This is a genomic window from Pandoraea sp. ISTKB, assembly GCF_001721285.1.
Taxonomy (GTDB): Bacteria; Pseudomonadota; Gammaproteobacteria; order Burkholderiales; family Burkholderiaceae; genus Pandoraea; species Pandoraea capi.
In genome coordinates this window covers 161,809-176,591 of the sequence record NZ_MAOS01000094.1, presented here as the reverse complement: position 1 = coordinate 176,591, position 14,783 = coordinate 161,809, and the positions used below count along the sequence as shown (strand labels likewise).

14 protein-coding genes are annotated in these 14,783 nt (G+C 63.0%); 4 read left to right on the top strand and 10 right to left on the bottom strand.

Features of this window, described 5'->3' with window-relative positions:
- Positions 1 to 133 precede the first annotated feature (133 nt).
- Together A9762_RS26835 and gcvA are read right to left on the bottom strand one after the other, a co-directional pair.
- Positions 134 to 1,036 carry a LysR family transcriptional regulator gene (locus tag A9762_RS26835; RefSeq protein WP_069345005.1) on the bottom strand — a complete coding sequence of 301 codons (903 nt, stop codon included), beginning with the start codon at positions 1,034 to 1,036 and terminating at the stop codon, positions 134 to 136.
- Between the two features lie 34 nt (positions 1,037 to 1,070).
- Entirely contained in the window at positions 1,071 to 1,967 is an 897-nt protein-coding gene (gene gcvA / locus A9762_RS26830) for a transcriptional regulator GcvA (protein ID WP_069345004.1), read from the bottom strand.
- A gap of 143 nt (positions 1,968 to 2,110) precedes the next feature.
- On the opposite strand from gcvA, the gene A9762_RS26825 reads away from it, so the two are divergent.
- On the top strand, positions 2,111 to 2,815 hold the full coding sequence (locus A9762_RS26825) for an SDR family oxidoreductase (RefSeq protein ID WP_069345003.1): 705 nt from the start codon (positions 2,111 to 2,113) through the stop codon (positions 2,813 to 2,815).
- Positions 2,816 to 2,928: 113 nt separating this feature from the next.
- Here A9762_RS26825 and A9762_RS26820 read toward each other — a convergent pair whose 3' ends face one another.
- Positions 2,929 to 3,831: an alpha/beta fold hydrolase gene (locus A9762_RS26820; protein ID WP_069345002.1), complete on the bottom strand. Its 903-nt coding sequence runs from the start codon at positions 3,829 to 3,831 to the stop codon at positions 2,929 to 2,931.
- A gap of 162 nt (positions 3,832 to 3,993) precedes the next feature.
- Between A9762_RS26820 and A9762_RS26815 the strand changes: the two genes are divergently transcribed.
- Positions 3,994 to 4,902, top strand: coding sequence for a LysR substrate-binding domain-containing protein (locus A9762_RS26815; RefSeq protein WP_069345036.1), 909 nt, complete (start codon positions 3,994 to 3,996; stop codon positions 4,900 to 4,902).
- A 12-nt stretch (positions 4,903 to 4,914) separates the two neighbouring features.
- Here the strand turns inward: A9762_RS26815 and A9762_RS26810 are convergent, their stop codons facing one another.
- A complete protein-coding gene (locus A9762_RS26810; protein WP_069345001.1) occupies positions 4,915 to 5,790 on the bottom strand; it encodes a helix-turn-helix transcriptional regulator in 876 nt (291 codons plus the stop codon).
- A gap of 284 nt (positions 5,791 to 6,074) precedes the next feature.
- Here A9762_RS26810 and A9762_RS26805 point away from each other — a divergent pair, with 284 nt between their 5' ends.
- Positions 6,075 to 6,506: a cupin domain-containing protein gene (locus tag A9762_RS26805; RefSeq protein ID WP_206093624.1), complete on the top strand. Its 432-nt coding sequence runs from the start codon at positions 6,075 to 6,077 to the stop codon at positions 6,504 to 6,506.
- Between the two features lie 18 nt (positions 6,507 to 6,524).
- Here A9762_RS26805 and A9762_RS26800 read toward each other — a convergent pair whose 3' ends face one another.
- Complete coding sequence (locus A9762_RS26800; protein ID WP_069344999.1) at positions 6,525 to 7,619, bottom strand: NmrA family NAD(P)-binding protein; 1,095 nt, start codon at positions 7,617 to 7,619, stop codon at positions 6,525 to 6,527.
- A 99-nt stretch (positions 7,620 to 7,718) separates the two neighbouring features.
- A complete protein-coding gene (locus A9762_RS26795) occupies positions 7,719 to 8,696 on the bottom strand; it encodes an enoyl-CoA hydratase-related protein (RefSeq protein ID WP_083254325.1) in 978 nt (325 codons plus the stop codon).
- Positions 8,697 to 8,988: 292 nt separating this feature from the next.
- Here A9762_RS26795 and A9762_RS26790 point away from each other — a divergent pair, with 292 nt between their 5' ends.
- Positions 8,989 to 9,549: a helix-turn-helix domain-containing protein gene (locus tag A9762_RS26790; RefSeq protein WP_069344998.1), complete on the top strand. Its 561-nt coding sequence runs from the start codon at positions 8,989 to 8,991 to the stop codon at positions 9,547 to 9,549.
- 137 nt (positions 9,550 to 9,686) lie between these two features.
- Here A9762_RS26790 and A9762_RS26785 read toward each other — a convergent pair whose 3' ends face one another.
- The 4 genes from A9762_RS26785 to guaB all read right to left on the bottom strand — a co-directional run bounded on the left by A9762_RS26785 (position 9,687) and on the right by guaB (position 14,402).
- A complete protein-coding gene (locus A9762_RS26785; RefSeq protein ID WP_206093623.1) occupies positions 9,687 to 10,583 on the bottom strand; it encodes an oxidoreductase in 897 nt (298 codons plus the stop codon).
- A 92-nt stretch (positions 10,584 to 10,675) separates the two neighbouring features.
- Positions 10,676 to 12,259 carry a glutamine-hydrolyzing GMP synthase gene (gene guaA, locus A9762_RS26780; RefSeq protein ID WP_069344996.1) on the bottom strand — a complete coding sequence of 528 codons (1,584 nt, stop codon included), beginning with the start codon at positions 12,257 to 12,259 and terminating at the stop codon, positions 10,676 to 10,678.
- Positions 12,234 to 12,935, bottom strand: a complete 702-nt coding sequence (locus tag A9762_RS26775) for a hypothetical protein (RefSeq protein WP_139133418.1) — start codon at positions 12,933 to 12,935, stop codon at positions 12,234 to 12,236. The genes guaA and A9762_RS26775 overlap by 26 nt, the downstream gene beginning before the upstream one ends.
- 6 nt (positions 12,936 to 12,941) lie before the next feature.
- A complete protein-coding gene (gene guaB / locus A9762_RS26770; protein WP_044455604.1) occupies positions 12,942 to 14,402 on the bottom strand; it encodes an IMP dehydrogenase in 1,461 nt (486 codons plus the stop codon).
- Positions 14,403 to 14,783 lie beyond the last annotated feature (381 nt).

Here is a 14,783-nt window from a genome sequence, read left to right as displayed (position 1 = left end):
ACACGATGACCCTTGAAGACAGTGACGATGCTGATCACTGTAGGGTCGGGAGCATCGATGCGAATAGTGACTTGATTGGAATCAATGATTGCGTCACACGCATCGATTCGAAGATTTCGCCGGCTTGAGGGGTCTAATAGGCTTCGCAGATATGCCGGATCGTGCGACGCAACCATTGATGTGCCGGATCGGCCTGAAAACGCGGGTGCCATGCCTGTGTCAGCACGACCGTCTCGAGCGGCACCGGAAAATCGAACTGGCGCAGACGCATCCCAGCTGCCACGGCGCTTTCTGCCAGATGCGAGGGAAGTGCGAGCAGCAAGTCGCTGTTTTGCAAGGCAAAAAGCGCGGTGGACGGGGTGGGCACGACCAGCGCCACGTGACGTCTGAGCCCCACATCTTCCAGCGCACTATCGATCGGTCCGGCGAACTTGCCACGCCTCGATACCCCGATGTGCCCCCATCGCGTGATCCGCTCCGGCGTAATGTCTTCGTCGAAAATCGGATGATCCTGACGTGCAATGCCCACGAAGCTCGTCGTAAAGAGCGATTGCACGCGAATCTCGGGCCCCAGCTTGCGCGACGCGCTGATGAAAAGATCGATCCGTCCGCTGCGCAGCGCCTCGTCGTCGAGATCATCTTCTTCCGGCGCGAAGCGCAGCATGGCACGCGGCATTTCCTCGGCCATCGCTTCGAGCAATCGTCCCGAATGCAGGCCGACGAAGATGTCGTTCGCCCGCACATTGAAGCGCCGCTCCAGCGTTCCCAGGTCGACGCTCGCCCCCGGCGCCAGCACCTGCGTTGCCTGCTCGACCGCGAGACGGACCTGCTCGCGCATCGCCAGCGCGCGCGGGGTCGGCACCAGTTTGCGGCCGGCCTGAACGAATACCGGATCGCCCAGCGTCTCGCGAATCCGGCTGAGCGTGCGGCTCATTGCGGGAGGACTCAGGTGCATGCGTCGGGCAGCGCCGACCACGCTGCCCTCCTCCAGAAGCACATCGAGGGCATGGAGCAGATTGAGATCGGGGTACGACATGGCACCTTCCGCAGTCGTTGCGTAAAACGCAATCCTAACGCGCAGATGATGCTTCCCGCAAAAGCCATTCATGAACGTCTGCAATCTGCCCGGCATGACGCGCGCGACGTGGATACACGATGTAGAAGCCTGCACCGGTACGCAGTTCGGTGTCGAACAGCCGCACCAGACGGCCCGCCGCAATCTCCGTCGCCACGAAATCCCGATGCGCCAGCGCCAGCCCCTGCCCGGCGACGGCGGCGTCGATAGCGAGTGCCGTTTGATTGAATCTGACGTTCTTAGCCGCAGACAGCGGCGCCTGCGGTAGCGCCAACTCAAGGAATTGCGGCCAGGCGTTATGGGCGTCGTGCAGCAATGCGTGCCCCCGCAGGTCGCCCGTCTCACGGGGATGTCCCGAGTCCGCGACGACGCCCGGCGAAGCCACCGCAATCTGCACCTCCTCGAATAACGGCTCGACAACCAGCCCACCACCAAAGGGCGGACGTCCGTAGCGCACGGCGAGATCGACCGCATCGCTGTGAAAGTGCGAAAGCCGGTCGGTCGCGAGGATACGCAGATCGATGTCGGGATGGGTCTCGAGGAATGCGGGAAGCCGTGGAATCAGCCATTTCGATGCGAACGTCGGCGTGACGCTGATCGTCAGACGCAACGGTTCCGGACGCAACGCCTGCGTTGCCTCCGTCAGCATCTCGAAAGCACGCCGCACACCGCCCGCATAACGCCGCCCGTTCTCGGTCAGCGATAGCGTGCGTGGGTGCCGCTCGAACAGCTTCATCCCCAACTCGGCTTCGAGACCACGCACCTGCTGCGCAACCGCGCCTTGTGTCACGCCCAGCTCTTCAGCAGCCAGCCGGAAATTGAGATGCCGGCTCGCCGCCTCAAAAGCGCGAAGGGCGTTCAGCGACGGGAGTCGGCCAGGAATGTCGGTCATAGCGCCATAGTGTAGTTTTTCTACTGCATCAACTGTCGAAATCTGATTCGTCGAGTCGGTGTCGCGATGTTACGCTGTTGCACACGTTTGACGAGATCCGGCCACCGTTGGGGTGAGCGCCGGCGTATCCGGAGAATATCAGCATGACAGTAGAAAAAGTGGCGTTGATTACGGCGGGTGGTAGCGGCATGGGCGCTGCGGCAGCTCGACGTCTGGCCGCCGATGGCTTCAAGGTCGGCATTCTGTCGTCGTCCGGCAAGGGCGAGGCGCTGGCGGCCGAATTGGGCGGTGTGGGCGTCACCGGATCGAATCAGTCGAACGACGCCCTGAAGCAACTGGTGGATCTGGCGGTGGAGCGCTGGGGACGTATCGACGTACTGGTGAACAGTGCCGGGCACGGCCCGCGCGCCGCGATCCTCGACATTAGCGATGAAGACTGGCATCGCGGCATGGACACGTACCTGATGAACGTGATCCGCCCGACCCGGCTCGTCACGCCGATCATGCAAAAACAAGGCGCGGGCACGATCATCAACATCTCCACGGCATGGGCGTTCGAGCCCAGCGAGATGTTCCCGACGTCGGCCGTGTTCCGCGCGGGGCTGGCCTCGTTCACGAAGCTCTTCGCCGACCAATATGCGAAGGACAACGTCCGCATGAACAACATTCTGCCGGGCTGGATCGACAGTCTTCCGCAGCAGGAGACGCGCCGTGAGAGCGTGCCGATGCAACGCTACGGCAAGTCGGAGGAGATCGCCGCAACGGTGGCCTTCCTGGCGTCGGACGGCGCTGGCTACATCACAGGACAAAACATTCGTGTGGACGGCGGACTGACCCGCTCGGTCTGAAGAACCCAAATCTGCGTGATGGGCGGACGGGGCAGACGGGGCGGACGGGGGCGGACGGCTCGCGCTCGCGAGCCCGCCATCGCCCTCTCGTCCGTCACCGCGTGACAAGGGGCTTAGCGTCCCTCAAGCAGAAACGGCAGCACGTCTGCCAACAACACATCGGGCGCTTCTTCCGCAATGTAGTGACCGCAAGGCAGCGGGTGCCCACGGACGTTGGACGCCACGCGCTGCCACTCCGCCAGGGGCTGGAAGCAGCGATGCACGACACCCTGCTCGCCCCAGAGCGCCAGCACCGGCATCTCTAACTTGCGCCCTGCCTCGCGATCCTCGCGGTCGTGCGTCAGGTCGATCGTAGCCGCCGCACGGTAGTCCTCACAGACGCCATGCGCTGCGCCCGGCAGCGACAGGCAGCGCTGATACTCCGCCAACGCTCGCGGGTCGAACGGCGCCAATCCGGCGCTGCGCCGCCCCATCACGTCACGCAAGTAGGCCGCCGGATCCGCTTCGATCAGACGCTCGGGCAACGGCGCAGGCTGAATCAGGAAGAACCAGTGCCAGTAGGCGCGCGCAAAGGCGTCGCCCGCCTGTTCGTACATCGCGAGCGTCGGCGCAATGTCGAGCAGCACCACCCGGTCAACGACGTCCGGATGATCGGCGGCCAGCCGATGCGCAACGCGCGCACCCCGGTCGTGAGCCAACACCGAGAACGACGTATGCCCCAACTCGCGCATGGCGGCCACCATGTCCCGCGCCATGACACGCTTGCTGTAAGCCGTATGATCGGCGTCGCCCGCAGGCTTGGCGGAGTCGCCGTACCCCCGCAGATCGGCGAGCACCAGCGTGAAATGCCGGGCGAGCACAGGCGCGACCTTGTGCCAGATGGCAGACGTCTGCGGGTGTCCATGCAGCATCAGCAACGCCGGGCCGCTACCACCGGTCAGCGCATGGATATGCTGGCCGTCAGGCGTCGGCAAACGATAGGCGGTGAAGCCGGGAAAGAGTGCTTGGGAGGTCATAGGCCCCTTTTCTGCCGTCAGGTTCGGTGCGGGTTCGATGCAGGTTTGATGAGATAGCGGCGCACGGCCGCGTGTCATGCACATCCTATATTTGATGCAAAACGACATAAAGTGACTCAAAATCACTTCATTGTTAATTGCAAGGCACGAATCGACATGTCAGTGGACGGCTTCTCCGATCTGCGCTTTTTCGCGACGCTCATGAAGGAAGGCAGCATGGCCGCTGCCGCCCAGCAGATGGGCATTACGCCGCCCGCGGTCAGCCGGCGGCTGGCGCAACTGGAGCATCGGCTCGGCGTGCGATTGCTGCATCGTACGACACGACGCATCAGCCTCACGCCCGAAGGCGAGATGTACTTGCAGGACGGCGCACGAATCCTCGGCGAACTCGAAGCGTTGGAGCACGCCGTGACCGGCGCGCAGACCTCGCCTCGCGGCCTGCTGCGACTGGCCGCAACGCTCGGCTTCGGACGCACGCACATCGCCCCGGCGCTCTCTGCGTTTGCCCGCGAGTACCCGGAGGTCGAGGTGCAGTTGCATCTCACGGATCGACCGGTGAATCTCGTCGAACAAGGATTCGACGCAGCGATCCGCTTCGGCGATCTACCGGATTCCCGTCTGACGGCGCGGCAGTTGATGCCGAATGCGCGGGTGCTGTGCGCGTCGCCCAGCTATCTGGCCGACTCGGGTGAGCCGGCGCACCCCTCGGATCTGGCGGCGCATCAGTGCATCGTGATTCGCGAGAGCGACGAAATCTACGGGACCTGGCACTTCCGGCGGGCCGATCGTCAGGAGACGGTCAAGGTACGCGGCATGCTGAGTACCAACGATGGTGCGGCCGCCACGACATGGGCGCTGGACGGACACGGCATGCTCATCCGCTCGATGTGGGACATCCATCCGTATCTCGCGTCCGGCCAACTGCGCGCCGTCATGGTCGATTGGGCGCTACCGCCGGCCGACATCAAGCTCGTCTATCCGACCAAGAGCCATCTCTCCGCGAAGACGCGAGCGTTGGCGGACTTTCTGGTGACGTGGTTCCGGGCGTCGAATCCGACGCAGAAGACCTAACGTCACATCACATCAGCTGCGACGCCGGAACTCCCCCGGCGAAACGCCGGTGACTGCCCGAAAGACGCGCGCGAAGTGCTGCGTCGTCTGGAAGCCGCAATCGATGGCGACATCGAGTACCGACCAGTGCGGCTTGGCGAGCAGCGTCATCGCGCGCTCTATGCGCAGTCGCGTCACATACCGATGGGGCGTGGTACCGAACGTCTGCCGGAACAGCGCCGTGAAGTGCGACACGCTGTAACCCGCGCAATCGGCGAGTTCGGCCAGCGCGACGGCGCCGTCCAACCGGCTACGCACGAGATCGTCGACGCGTCGGGCCTGCGCAGGTGTCAGCCCCCCACCGCTTTCTGACGCAGCGCAAGACGCGTGGTGACCGACCAGCGTTGCCGCCATCGCCTGCTCGATGCCGTCGAGGAAAAGTCGACCGCTGCGAAAGCCGTCGCGCTGCTCCGTATGAAGTGCGCTCATGAGCATCGTCAGTTGAGCGCTTTGTACGCTGCTGGCGGGCATGACCGTCGCCCGCCCGCTCCGGCCGGCGGCAAGCGAGGCCTCCGCCAGCACGCGGTCGTCGACGCGCACACTCACCACGCGTGCTGGCCGCACCCAGCGTACCGTCTCCATTTCGTCGCGCAACGACAGCGCCACGGCACCTGCGGGCACCACGAGGCGCTCAGGGGGCAAGCTGTCGGAGCAGTGATCGATGTGAGCCGCGTCGAGAAACAGGGTGGCGATCTGTTCGGTGATGACATGCGAGAGCGGCATGTCGGACGGTACCTCGTGCGTTTCGATGAGCAGCGTCGGCGACGGTGAATGCAGCCCGAGCGGTTCGCCATCGAACAGCGGCACACGTTTTCCATCGCGAATCGCGGTAATGCGTTCCGGTTTCATGCGGGTCTTCCTGCCATTGCTGCCCCTGCGGGCCCTTGGTTGCGGTGAATGCGCCGACGCGTCTTCCAGGACCTTTCGGACTTTCAGGACGAACGGAATTTTAGGTCGCGAATCGCCGGATCCGGCCTGTCGACCGGTGGGTGGTGTGCGCTAATGCGAACGTCCGCCCGGTATTCGGGTTTAGTCGTGTCCTGCCAAATCGAGAGTTCGAGATGACATCCGTTGCTTCGCTGCCGTCCGTAGTAGAACGTTCGGCCCCCACCTATTTATTCCTTGGCGTTTCGATGCGGGTGCTGTTGTCCTCGCAGCAGACGGGAGGCCAGTTCACGATGATCGAAGGCACGATGCCGCCCGGCGGCGACGGCGGCCTTCACCTTCACCGGTTCGAGGATGAATCGATGACGATTCTGGAGGGCGAGCTGGAAGTGACGATCGGCGACGACGTCACGGTGCTGCGCGCCGGCCAATCCTATTTCGCGCCGCGAGGCGTGCCGCAACGTTTGCGGAATTTGGGGAAGGTGCCGACGCGCAGCCTTCTGGTGACGACGCCCGGCGGCTTCGACGAATTCATCGTCAAGGCCGGGCTTCGGGTCGAGGGCGAGATGCCGGCCACGCCAGCCATGCCCGCCGAGCCGCCGACACCTGAGCAAATGATCGCGCTGCTGGAGATGGCGAGAATGCATGGCATCGAGGTGCTGATTCCGCCGGGCGCGTAAAGCGGGATCTGAGGGGGATCAGAGCACGCCCTGCCCCCGATCCTCGACCAGCTTGAGCAATGGCGGCTGCCGGAACCAGTTTTCCGGCTGCACGCGCTCCCAGAGTCCGCCTTTACCGAGCGCCAGCCCCTTCTCCTGCTCCCGTCGCAGCCACGCCTCCACGGTCCGGATGCGATTCGGATGAATCTCATCGAGCAATGCGTAGTCGCGCGCAATCACGTTGTGCTTCCAGACATTCCAGAACCCGGTGAAGTTGTCGCGAAAACTCATCGTGCTCTTGTCTTTCGGGTCCGCGTTGTAACCGGCAGGCCGCCCGGCGGATGCTGCCAACGGGCCTTGCCAATAGTCGTCAACGGCCGTGTCGACGTAGCGCGCGGGGCGCCCTGTAACCGCTTCGAACGCCTCGGCCAGCCTGGCGTAATGCACATGCTCGATGGCGACTTCGAGGTTCATCCCGTTAGCGCGCAACGGGTTGTCGAAGAGCCAGCGCACGTAATAGCCGCAGTCATCGAGGGCGACGTGCGGCACCGCGCCGTCGCCTAGCGGCACACGCCACGTCACGACACCGTCTTCCACAAAGGGGGACATCGGTGTCATGGCTGCGATGGCCATCTCCATGTACGGCCCGGAGGTGAACACCGCAGCGCCCATGCGCTCGCGATTTGTCTGGTTCTGAAAAAGGATCCATTCGCCGATGCGCCCCTTGCCGTCGTAGTGACCGGTACGGAATTTCGAGTCGTACCCGGCCTTCTTGAGCGCGTAATCCAGATTGCCGTAGACGAAGAACCGGATGCCCTCTTCGATGGCAATTTCGTAGCAGCGAATCGCCCAGTACATCTCGGTTCGCTCGCCGGTGTTGAAGCCATCGATGTTGATGAAGGCGCCGTCGCAACCACGCAGCCCCGCACGTAATGTGGCTTCGTCCGCAAACGTGCCCTCGACGATCTCCGTGTTGCCGAGCGCCAGCAATTCGCGGGCGCGTCGGGAGTTGGCATCGCGGCTGAGCGCCCGCACAAAGTACTTTTTGTCGGCGACCAGCGCGCCGATTACCGGCAAGCCTTGTGCGCCGGTGCCACCGACGACGAAAATTCTGGACGTAGCGTGAGACGTCATGACGCATTCCCTCCCGGGGCATGGATGTGGATGTTCAGAGGCAGTGCGCGCCAGCGCGGTGCATTGGCCGCGCTGCGCGCCACCTGCGGTGGACGGCGATCAGTTGCCGTGAAAGACCGGTGCGCGGCCCTGTGCCTCGGCCGTAACACCTTCGATAAAATCGTTTGTGCGGTACACCGCGCCGTACTGCGCCCCGAGGGCGGCGAATGCCGGTCCCTGACTTGCATCGATGGCGAGGTGCGCCGAGGCCAGCGTCGTCTGCACGCCAAGCGGGCCGCAAGCTGCGACCTTGTTAGCGATTGCGATGGCTCGCTCAAGCGCAGCTTGCGGTGTCGCTGCAATCTCTTGCAGCGTGCCCATGCGGTACGCATCGTCTGCCGTCCAGTGATTGCCGGTCAGCATGTAGCGCATGGCGTTGCCCCACCCCGCCTCCTGAACGAAACGCACCGTCGAGCCACCGCCCGGAAACCGTCCGTGCGTGTTTTCGTCCTGACCGAATTGCGTATTTGCCGCAGCAATACGGATGTCGGCCGAGAGGAACAGCTCATGCGCCATGTTCCACGTATCGCCATGCACGGCGACGATCAACGGCTTTGTGCGATGGCCCGGCCCGTAGTTGAGCGGATTGACGATACGCGGCACGCCGGCGAGCGGACTGCCGGCGGCCGAGGCCTTGCGGAAGGCATCAACGTCGATGCCGTGCGAGAAGTGCTCGCCATGACCGTACAGCACCACGGCCCGCAATGACGGATCGTGATCGAAGTCGTACAAGGCGCGTGCCAGCGCACGAAACGTGTCGGGATCGATGCGGTTTTGCAATGCCGGACGATTCAGGCCCAGCAACGCGATCTGACCGCGACGCTCGATCGTCAACGTGACATCGGCGCTAAGTGGCACTTCGGCGAGCGTTGTCGGCTGCGGTGCCGTTCCGCCGGAAAGCGGGGCGGCCTGCGCGGCCGGGGGTGTCTGTTCGGCGCCGAGCGCGGTCGTTGCCGCGGTCATCACGGGGACGATCCCGGCAATGGTGGCGGTGGCCTTCATCAAAGTGCGGCGCGTGAGGTCTGGCGTTTTTTCCATGGCTTGATGCTTCGATAAGTACGTCCGTCAGGACGCGGGGTATTCCGTCAGACGTCACGCGACGACAAGGGCCGCGATGGGTGGCGGTGCCAGTCAATTGGCAAATACGACAGTTAATCTTATTATAAGAGTTACCGTTGATGCAAGCGGGTCATGTCACCGAATCTTGCGGTTCTTGCAGGATTCGGCACTCAACGTCGCCCATTTGTCGGATTGTTGCTGTCGATGGAGGTAGTTCTTATAATCAGAGTTTCCCCGCTCGGGGATTCGAAACCGCGAGGAGATCCGTGATATGCGCTCGAAAGGATTTGACGGCATGGTGTGTTCCATCGCCGGTGTGATGGGTGCGATTGGGGATCGCTGGGGTCTGCTGATCCTGCGTGATCTCGTCATCGGCCTGCACCGTTACGACGACTTCCGTCAGTCGTCCGGCGTGACCAACGCGACACTGAGTGACCGACTAAAGCATCTGGAGGCCACTGGTCTGGTGGAGCGGCGCCGCTATCAGACGAATCCGGAGCGATTCGAGTATTGGCTCACGCCCAAGGGGCGTCAGATCGCCCCGATGATGGCGTTGATGTCGCAGATCGGGGATCGGATGGCGATGGCAGGCACAGACGGCCCGTCACTGAAGATCGTCAATCGGAAGACGGGCGCGGACGTTCAGTGGGCGTTCATCGACAAGAGCACCGGTCAGCCAGTGACCGGGCCGGATATCGCGATTGTGGAAGGTCCGGGAGCGGATGAATTGACGCGCTGGCGTCTGGCCAAGGCGAAGCAGAATCGGGAAGCGGAGCAGAATGCGGCTGAGGATGCCGTTGCGAGTGGCGTTGCGAGCGCCGTTGTGAAATGACGAGCGATGATGCGCCCGTCATTTTCGCTGCCAGCACCTGAGCAGCGACCACGGCAAGTTCTGCACGTCGCCATCGGGACGTAAGATCGCGTCGACTTGCCGGTGCCCTGCAGCGATTGCCCTAACCTTTAAAACATTTAACCCGGCCCTTCGCTACCCGCCGCCAACAGCGGCACCACCACATCGCTGATCGGCGTAGGAACGTGATGCAGGCGGCCATAATGCTGGATGACGCCATTTCGGATATCCCACTCAAGCGGACGATTGGCTTGTCGATCGGCGAGGATGGAAGTCCCTAAATCGGCGGGAGCCCGCTGAAACGCGTCGAGGATTTCCTGCGGAACGCTGTCGCTCAGCGACGCACCGCTTGCACGGGCCACGCTCAGACATTCGTGCAAATAGGCGGACGCCAGACCTGCAATATCACTTCGCGAAAACATGCCTGCACGACGATTCGCCAGCACCATCAGGCCTGCGACCGCGTTCTGCAGAAGTTTGCGCCAGGCGACGGAAATGAAGTCGGCTGACAGATCGACTGCGCAGCGGGTATCGCTCAGCACGTCGGCGATGCGTCTCGCTTGCGGCGCGTCGGGCAAGGTTAGACGTGGTTTCGCACGTAGCCAGACAGAAGCATCGGCCTCGCGCTGCGCCGGGAACCAGACAACCGAAGGCAACACCGTTGCGCCGTTGACATAGGGTTTGAGCTGCGCTTGCTGCTCGACACCATTTTGCAGCGCGCATACCACGGTGTTCCGATCACACAGCGCCGCCAGCCAGTCGGCGCTGTCAGCAACCTGTGTCGTCTTCACGGCGACAAACACCACGTCGACCGGGCGCTCAATCGTTGCCGGATCACTCAACACCGGACCGGGCACCACGATTTCCCCCTCGTCATGACGCAACGCCAACTGCGCATGCGCAGTGCGCCCACAAAGCACAGGCGTGCGGTCAACTTCATGCAATGCCGCAGCAATCACGGTACCAATGGCGCCGGGACCAATGAGCGCAACGGTTGGACGTTCAGACATTTTCACTCCCCTTGACTTGCATTCGAGACGAAAAAAAGCCCGCAATGAAGCGGGCTTGAGCGGTCGGTTTGCACCTACCTAGACGAGACGAAGCGGGATCACTCCCACTCGATCGTCGCCGGCGGCTTGCCCGAGATGTCGTACACGACTCGGTTCAGACCGCGCACTTCGTTGATGATGCGGTTCGAGACCTTGCCGAGCAGGTCGTGCGGCAGGTGGGCCCAGTGCGCCGTCATGAAGTCTTGCGTCTGCACGGCGCGCAGTGCCACGACCCATTCGTACGTACGGCCATCGCCCATCACGCCAACGCTCTTGACCGGCAGGAACACCGCGAATGCCTGGCTCGTCAGTTCGTACCACGTCTTGCCGCTATTCGGCTCGACGGTGTTGCGCAGCTCTTCGATGAAGATCGCATCGGCGCGACGCAGCAGATCCGCGTACTCCTGCTTCACTTCACCCAGAATGCGCACGCCCAGACCCGGCCCCGGGAACGGGTGACGGTACACCATGTCGTGCGGCAGACCCAGCGCCACGCCGAGTTCGCGCACTTCATCCTTGAACAGATCGCGCAGCGGCTCCAGCAACTTCAGACCCAGCGTCTCCGGCAAACCGCCAACGTTGTGGTGGCTCTTGATCGTCGTCGCCTTCTTCGTCTTCGCACCGCCCGACTCGATCACGTCCGGATAGATCGTGCCCTGCGCCAGCCACTTTGCGTTCTTGAGCTTCTTCGCTTCGGCCTGGAACACTTCGACGAACTCACGGCCGATGATCTTGCGCTTCTGCTCCGGATCGGTCACGCCCGTCAGATGGCCCATGAACTGCGCCGTAGCGTCCACGTGGACGACCTTCGCGTGCAGACGGCCCTGGAACATCTCCATCACCATCTGACCTTCGTTCAGACGCAGCAGACCGTGATCGACGAACACGCACGTCAGCTGGTCACCGATGGCACGGTGAATCAGCGCCGCCGCGACGCTCGAATCGACACCGCCCGACAACCCCAGAATCACTTCCTCGTCACCGACCTGCTCGCGGATCGCCTTGACGGCTTCCTCGATGTGATCGCGCATGATCCAGTCCGGCTTCGCCCCGGCGATCTCCAGCACGAAACGTTCGAGCAACTCGCGGCCCTTCACGGTATGCGTGACTTCCGGGTGGAATTGCACAGCATAGTAGTGACGATTCACGTCGGCCATGCCGGCGATCGGGCAGCTCGGCGTCGATGCCATCAGCACAAAGCCTTCCGGCAGTTGCGTGACCTTGTCGCCGTGGCTCATCCACACCTTGAGCATGCCGTGACCTTCGGTCGTACGGAAATCCTCAATGCCGTCGAGCAGCGGCGTGTGACCATGCGCACGCACTTCGGCGTAGCCGAATTCACGATGGTTGCTGGCCTCGACCTGACCGCCCAACTGGACCGTCATCGCGAACATGCCGTAGCAAATGCCCAGCACCGGCACGCCCAGATCCCAGACCGCCTGCGGTGCGCGCAGATCCTGATCCTCGTACGTGCTCGCATGGCTACCCGACAGAATGATCGCCTTCGGATTGAATTCGCGGATGAATTCGTCCGAAACGTCGTTCGGGTGGATCTCGCAGTAGACGTGCGCTTCGCGAACGCGGCGTCCGATGAGCTGGGTGACTTGCGAGCCGAAGTCAAGAATGAGGATTTTGTCGTGCATCGTGAGGTACGGATGAAGTGGATTCGTTGGACGTCGGCGCCGTGGCAGAAGGCACGGGCGTGACAATGCCGGTGGCGCCCACGGGCGCGACCGGCGTGGTATTGACGGATGCGGAGCCACCTCGGGGCGGCTCCATGCGCGGCTCAGCGCGCGTGCCACGAGTCTCGTCGACGACCCGGGCATCGGAATAATCAGCCGGTGCAATCGGTGCATCACGGCGGGTATCGCTCACCACACCGCCACGCACCCGCTCGCCAACCTGCTGCGCCGCCTGTACGCGCTCTTTCGTGCGCACGCTCGACGCCAGCTTGACGAGAATACCGCCGACCACCAGCAGGACAGCCCCGAGCGCGGCCAGCATCAGCTTGCCGCCACTCGACACTACCAACTGGCCGGAGATGAGCCAGCCCAGCACGAACGCACCGCTGACCCAGTTGATATGCCCCGTCACTTTCGCGACGGTTGCCGTCAACTGGCCATTCACGGTGGCGTGCCATTGCAGCCATGCCAAGCCGATGAAGGCCACGCCGAGCACCTGTGCATATAGCACTGGCGACGGCGCAGGCACATCGATGGCCGCATACAGCGATGACCAGAACGACGCGATCAGCAGCACGCCAAGTGCCAGATTCAGCGCCGCATCGAGGAACAGTACCGTACGCAACATGGCCTTCATGGGCATTTACTCCACGTGGTAGTTGGGGGCTTCCTTCATGATCTGGACGTCGTGCACGTGCGATTCGCGCATGCCGGCGGCCGTAATTTCGACAAACTCTGCCTTTTCATGCAGATCCTTGATCGACGGGCAACCCAGATAACCCATCGACGACCGAATGCCGCCGGTCAGCTGATGCAGAATCGCATTCACGCTGCCCTTGTACGCCACACGGCCTTCGATACCTTCCGGCACAAGCTTGTCGGCGTTGTTGGCCGGATCCTGGAAGTAACGGTCAGCAGCGCCGTCCTTCATCGCACCGACCGAACCCATACCGCGGTAGCTCTTGTACGAGCGGCCCTGATACAGGAACACTTCGCCCGGCGCTTCTTCCGTGCCGGAGAACATGCTGCCCATCATCACGGTATGCGCGCCAGCAGCCAGTGCCTTGGCGACGTCGCCCGAGTAACGAATGCCACCGTCGGCGATCAGCGGAACGCCCGTGTCCTTGAGCGCTTCCGCCACGTTGGCGATGGCCGTGATCTGCGGCACACCGACACCGGCGACGATACGCGTCGTGCAGATGGAGCCCGGGCCGATCCCCACCTTGACGGCGTCGGCGCCGTGCTCGACCAGTGCCAGCGCGGCGCTTGCCGTGGCGATGTTGCCGCCCACGACTTCGATTTGCGGGAAATGCTTCTTGACCCATTGCACGCGGTCGAGCACGCCCTGGCTATGGCCGTGTGCCGTATCGACCACGATGACGTCGACGCCGGCAGCCACCAGCAGCTCGACGCGCTCTTCATTGTCCGGGCCCACGCCGACGGCGGCGCCCACACGCAGCTTGCCGTGCTCGTCCTTGCTCGCCAGCGGGTATTCCGTCGCCTTGGTGATGTCTTTGACGGTCATCAGACCGCGCAGTTCGAAGGCATCGTTGACGACCAGCACGCGCTCGAGGCGGTGATCGTGCATCAGACGCTCGGCGTCTGCCGGCGAAGCGCCTTCACGCACGGTGATGAGCTTCTCCTTCGGCGTCATGATCACGCGCACCGGCTCGTCCAGACGGCTTTCGAAACGCAGGTCGCGGTTCGTGACGATACCGATGAGCTGCGCGCCCTCGACGACCGGGAAACCGGAAATGCCATGCTGGCGCGACAAAGCGATCACATCGCGCACCTTCATGTGCGGCGGAATCGTGATCGGATCGCGCAGAACGCCCGACTCGAAACGCTTGACCTTCGAGACTTCCCGCGCCTGCTCGGCCGGCTTCAGATTCTTGTGGATGATGCCGATACCGCCCTGTTGCGCCATGGCAATAGCCAGACGCGCTTCGGTCACCGTATCCATGGCGGCCGACAGCAAAGGCATGTTCAGGGTAATGTTGCGCGTGAGCTTGGTTTTCAGGCTGGTGTCGCGCGGGAGAACGGCAGAGTAGGCCGGGACGAGGAGCACGTCATCGAATGTGAGTGCTTTTTGGATCAGACGCATGGCAAATCCTATAGGCGCAAAACCGAATTATACAGAAATCGGCGAATGCATGGCACGTCTGCCCCACATGTCAAGGGGCTTTTTCCCCGACAATCCGGTTCAACGCCAGCCTGACGCACGCCGCCCCTCGGGTCGGCCGCGGTTCAAGCCCTGTCATCCCGATCGCCAGCCTCGAACGCCCGCGCGCTGTCGCGCCCGTCGGGTGCAGGATTTCACAAGCGTTGCGCCAGGACCGGGTGCTATTCTTGCGCCCTTCCCGAGCCTGCCGACGCAGTCTGGCGCCGCTTCGACGGGTGCGACGCCGAATGTGGCCGACCGGGCGTCCCGGGCAACGGGCTCAGCCGCCTACGGCATGACGCTACGGCCCCTCGGCCAAACCAA

What these genes read in the sequence shown, in the direction of transcription:
- A9762_RS26820 (WP_069345002.1), bottom strand. Translation starts at nt 3,831, where the DNA reads ATGACCTCCCAAGCACTCTTTCCCGGCTTCACCGCCTATCGTTTGCCG.
- A9762_RS26800 (WP_069344999.1), bottom strand. Translation starts at nt 7,619, where the DNA reads ATGACGTCTCACGCTACGTCCAGAATTTTCGTCGTCGGTGGCACCGGC.
- guaB (WP_044455604.1), bottom strand. Translation starts at nt 14,402, where the DNA reads ATGCGTCTGATCCAAAAAGCACTCACATTCGATGACGTGCTCCTCGTC.
- A9762_RS26835 (WP_069345005.1), bottom strand. Translation starts at nt 1,036, where the DNA reads ATGTCGTACCCCGATCTCAATCTGCTCCATGCCCTCGATGTGCTTCTG.
- A9762_RS26805 (WP_206093624.1), top strand. Translation starts at nt 6,075, where the DNA reads ATGCGGGTGCTGTTGTCCTCGCAGCAGACGGGAGGCCAGTTCACGATG.
- A9762_RS26810 (WP_069345001.1), bottom strand. Translation starts at nt 5,790, where the DNA reads ATGAAACCGGAACGCATTACCGCGATTCGCGATGGAAAACGTGTGCCG.
- gcvA (WP_069345004.1), bottom strand. Translation starts at nt 1,967, where the DNA reads ATGACCGACATTCCTGGCCGACTCCCGTCGCTGAACGCCCTTCGCGCT.
- A9762_RS26775 (WP_139133418.1), bottom strand. Translation starts at nt 12,935, where the DNA reads ATGAAGGCCATGTTGCGTACGGTACTGTTCCTCGATGCGGCGCTGAAT.
- A9762_RS26790 (WP_069344998.1), top strand. Translation starts at nt 8,989, where the DNA reads ATGCGCTCGAAAGGATTTGACGGCATGGTGTGTTCCATCGCCGGTGTG.
- guaA (WP_069344996.1), bottom strand. Translation starts at nt 12,259, where the DNA reads ATGCACGACAAAATCCTCATTCTTGACTTCGGCTCGCAAGTCACCCAG.
- A9762_RS26825 (WP_069345003.1), top strand. Translation starts at nt 2,111, where the DNA reads ATGACAGTAGAAAAAGTGGCGTTGATTACGGCGGGTGGTAGCGGCATG.
- A9762_RS26795 (WP_083254325.1), bottom strand. Translation starts at nt 8,696, where the DNA reads ATGGAAAAAACGCCAGACCTCACGCGCCGCACTTTGATGAAGGCCACC.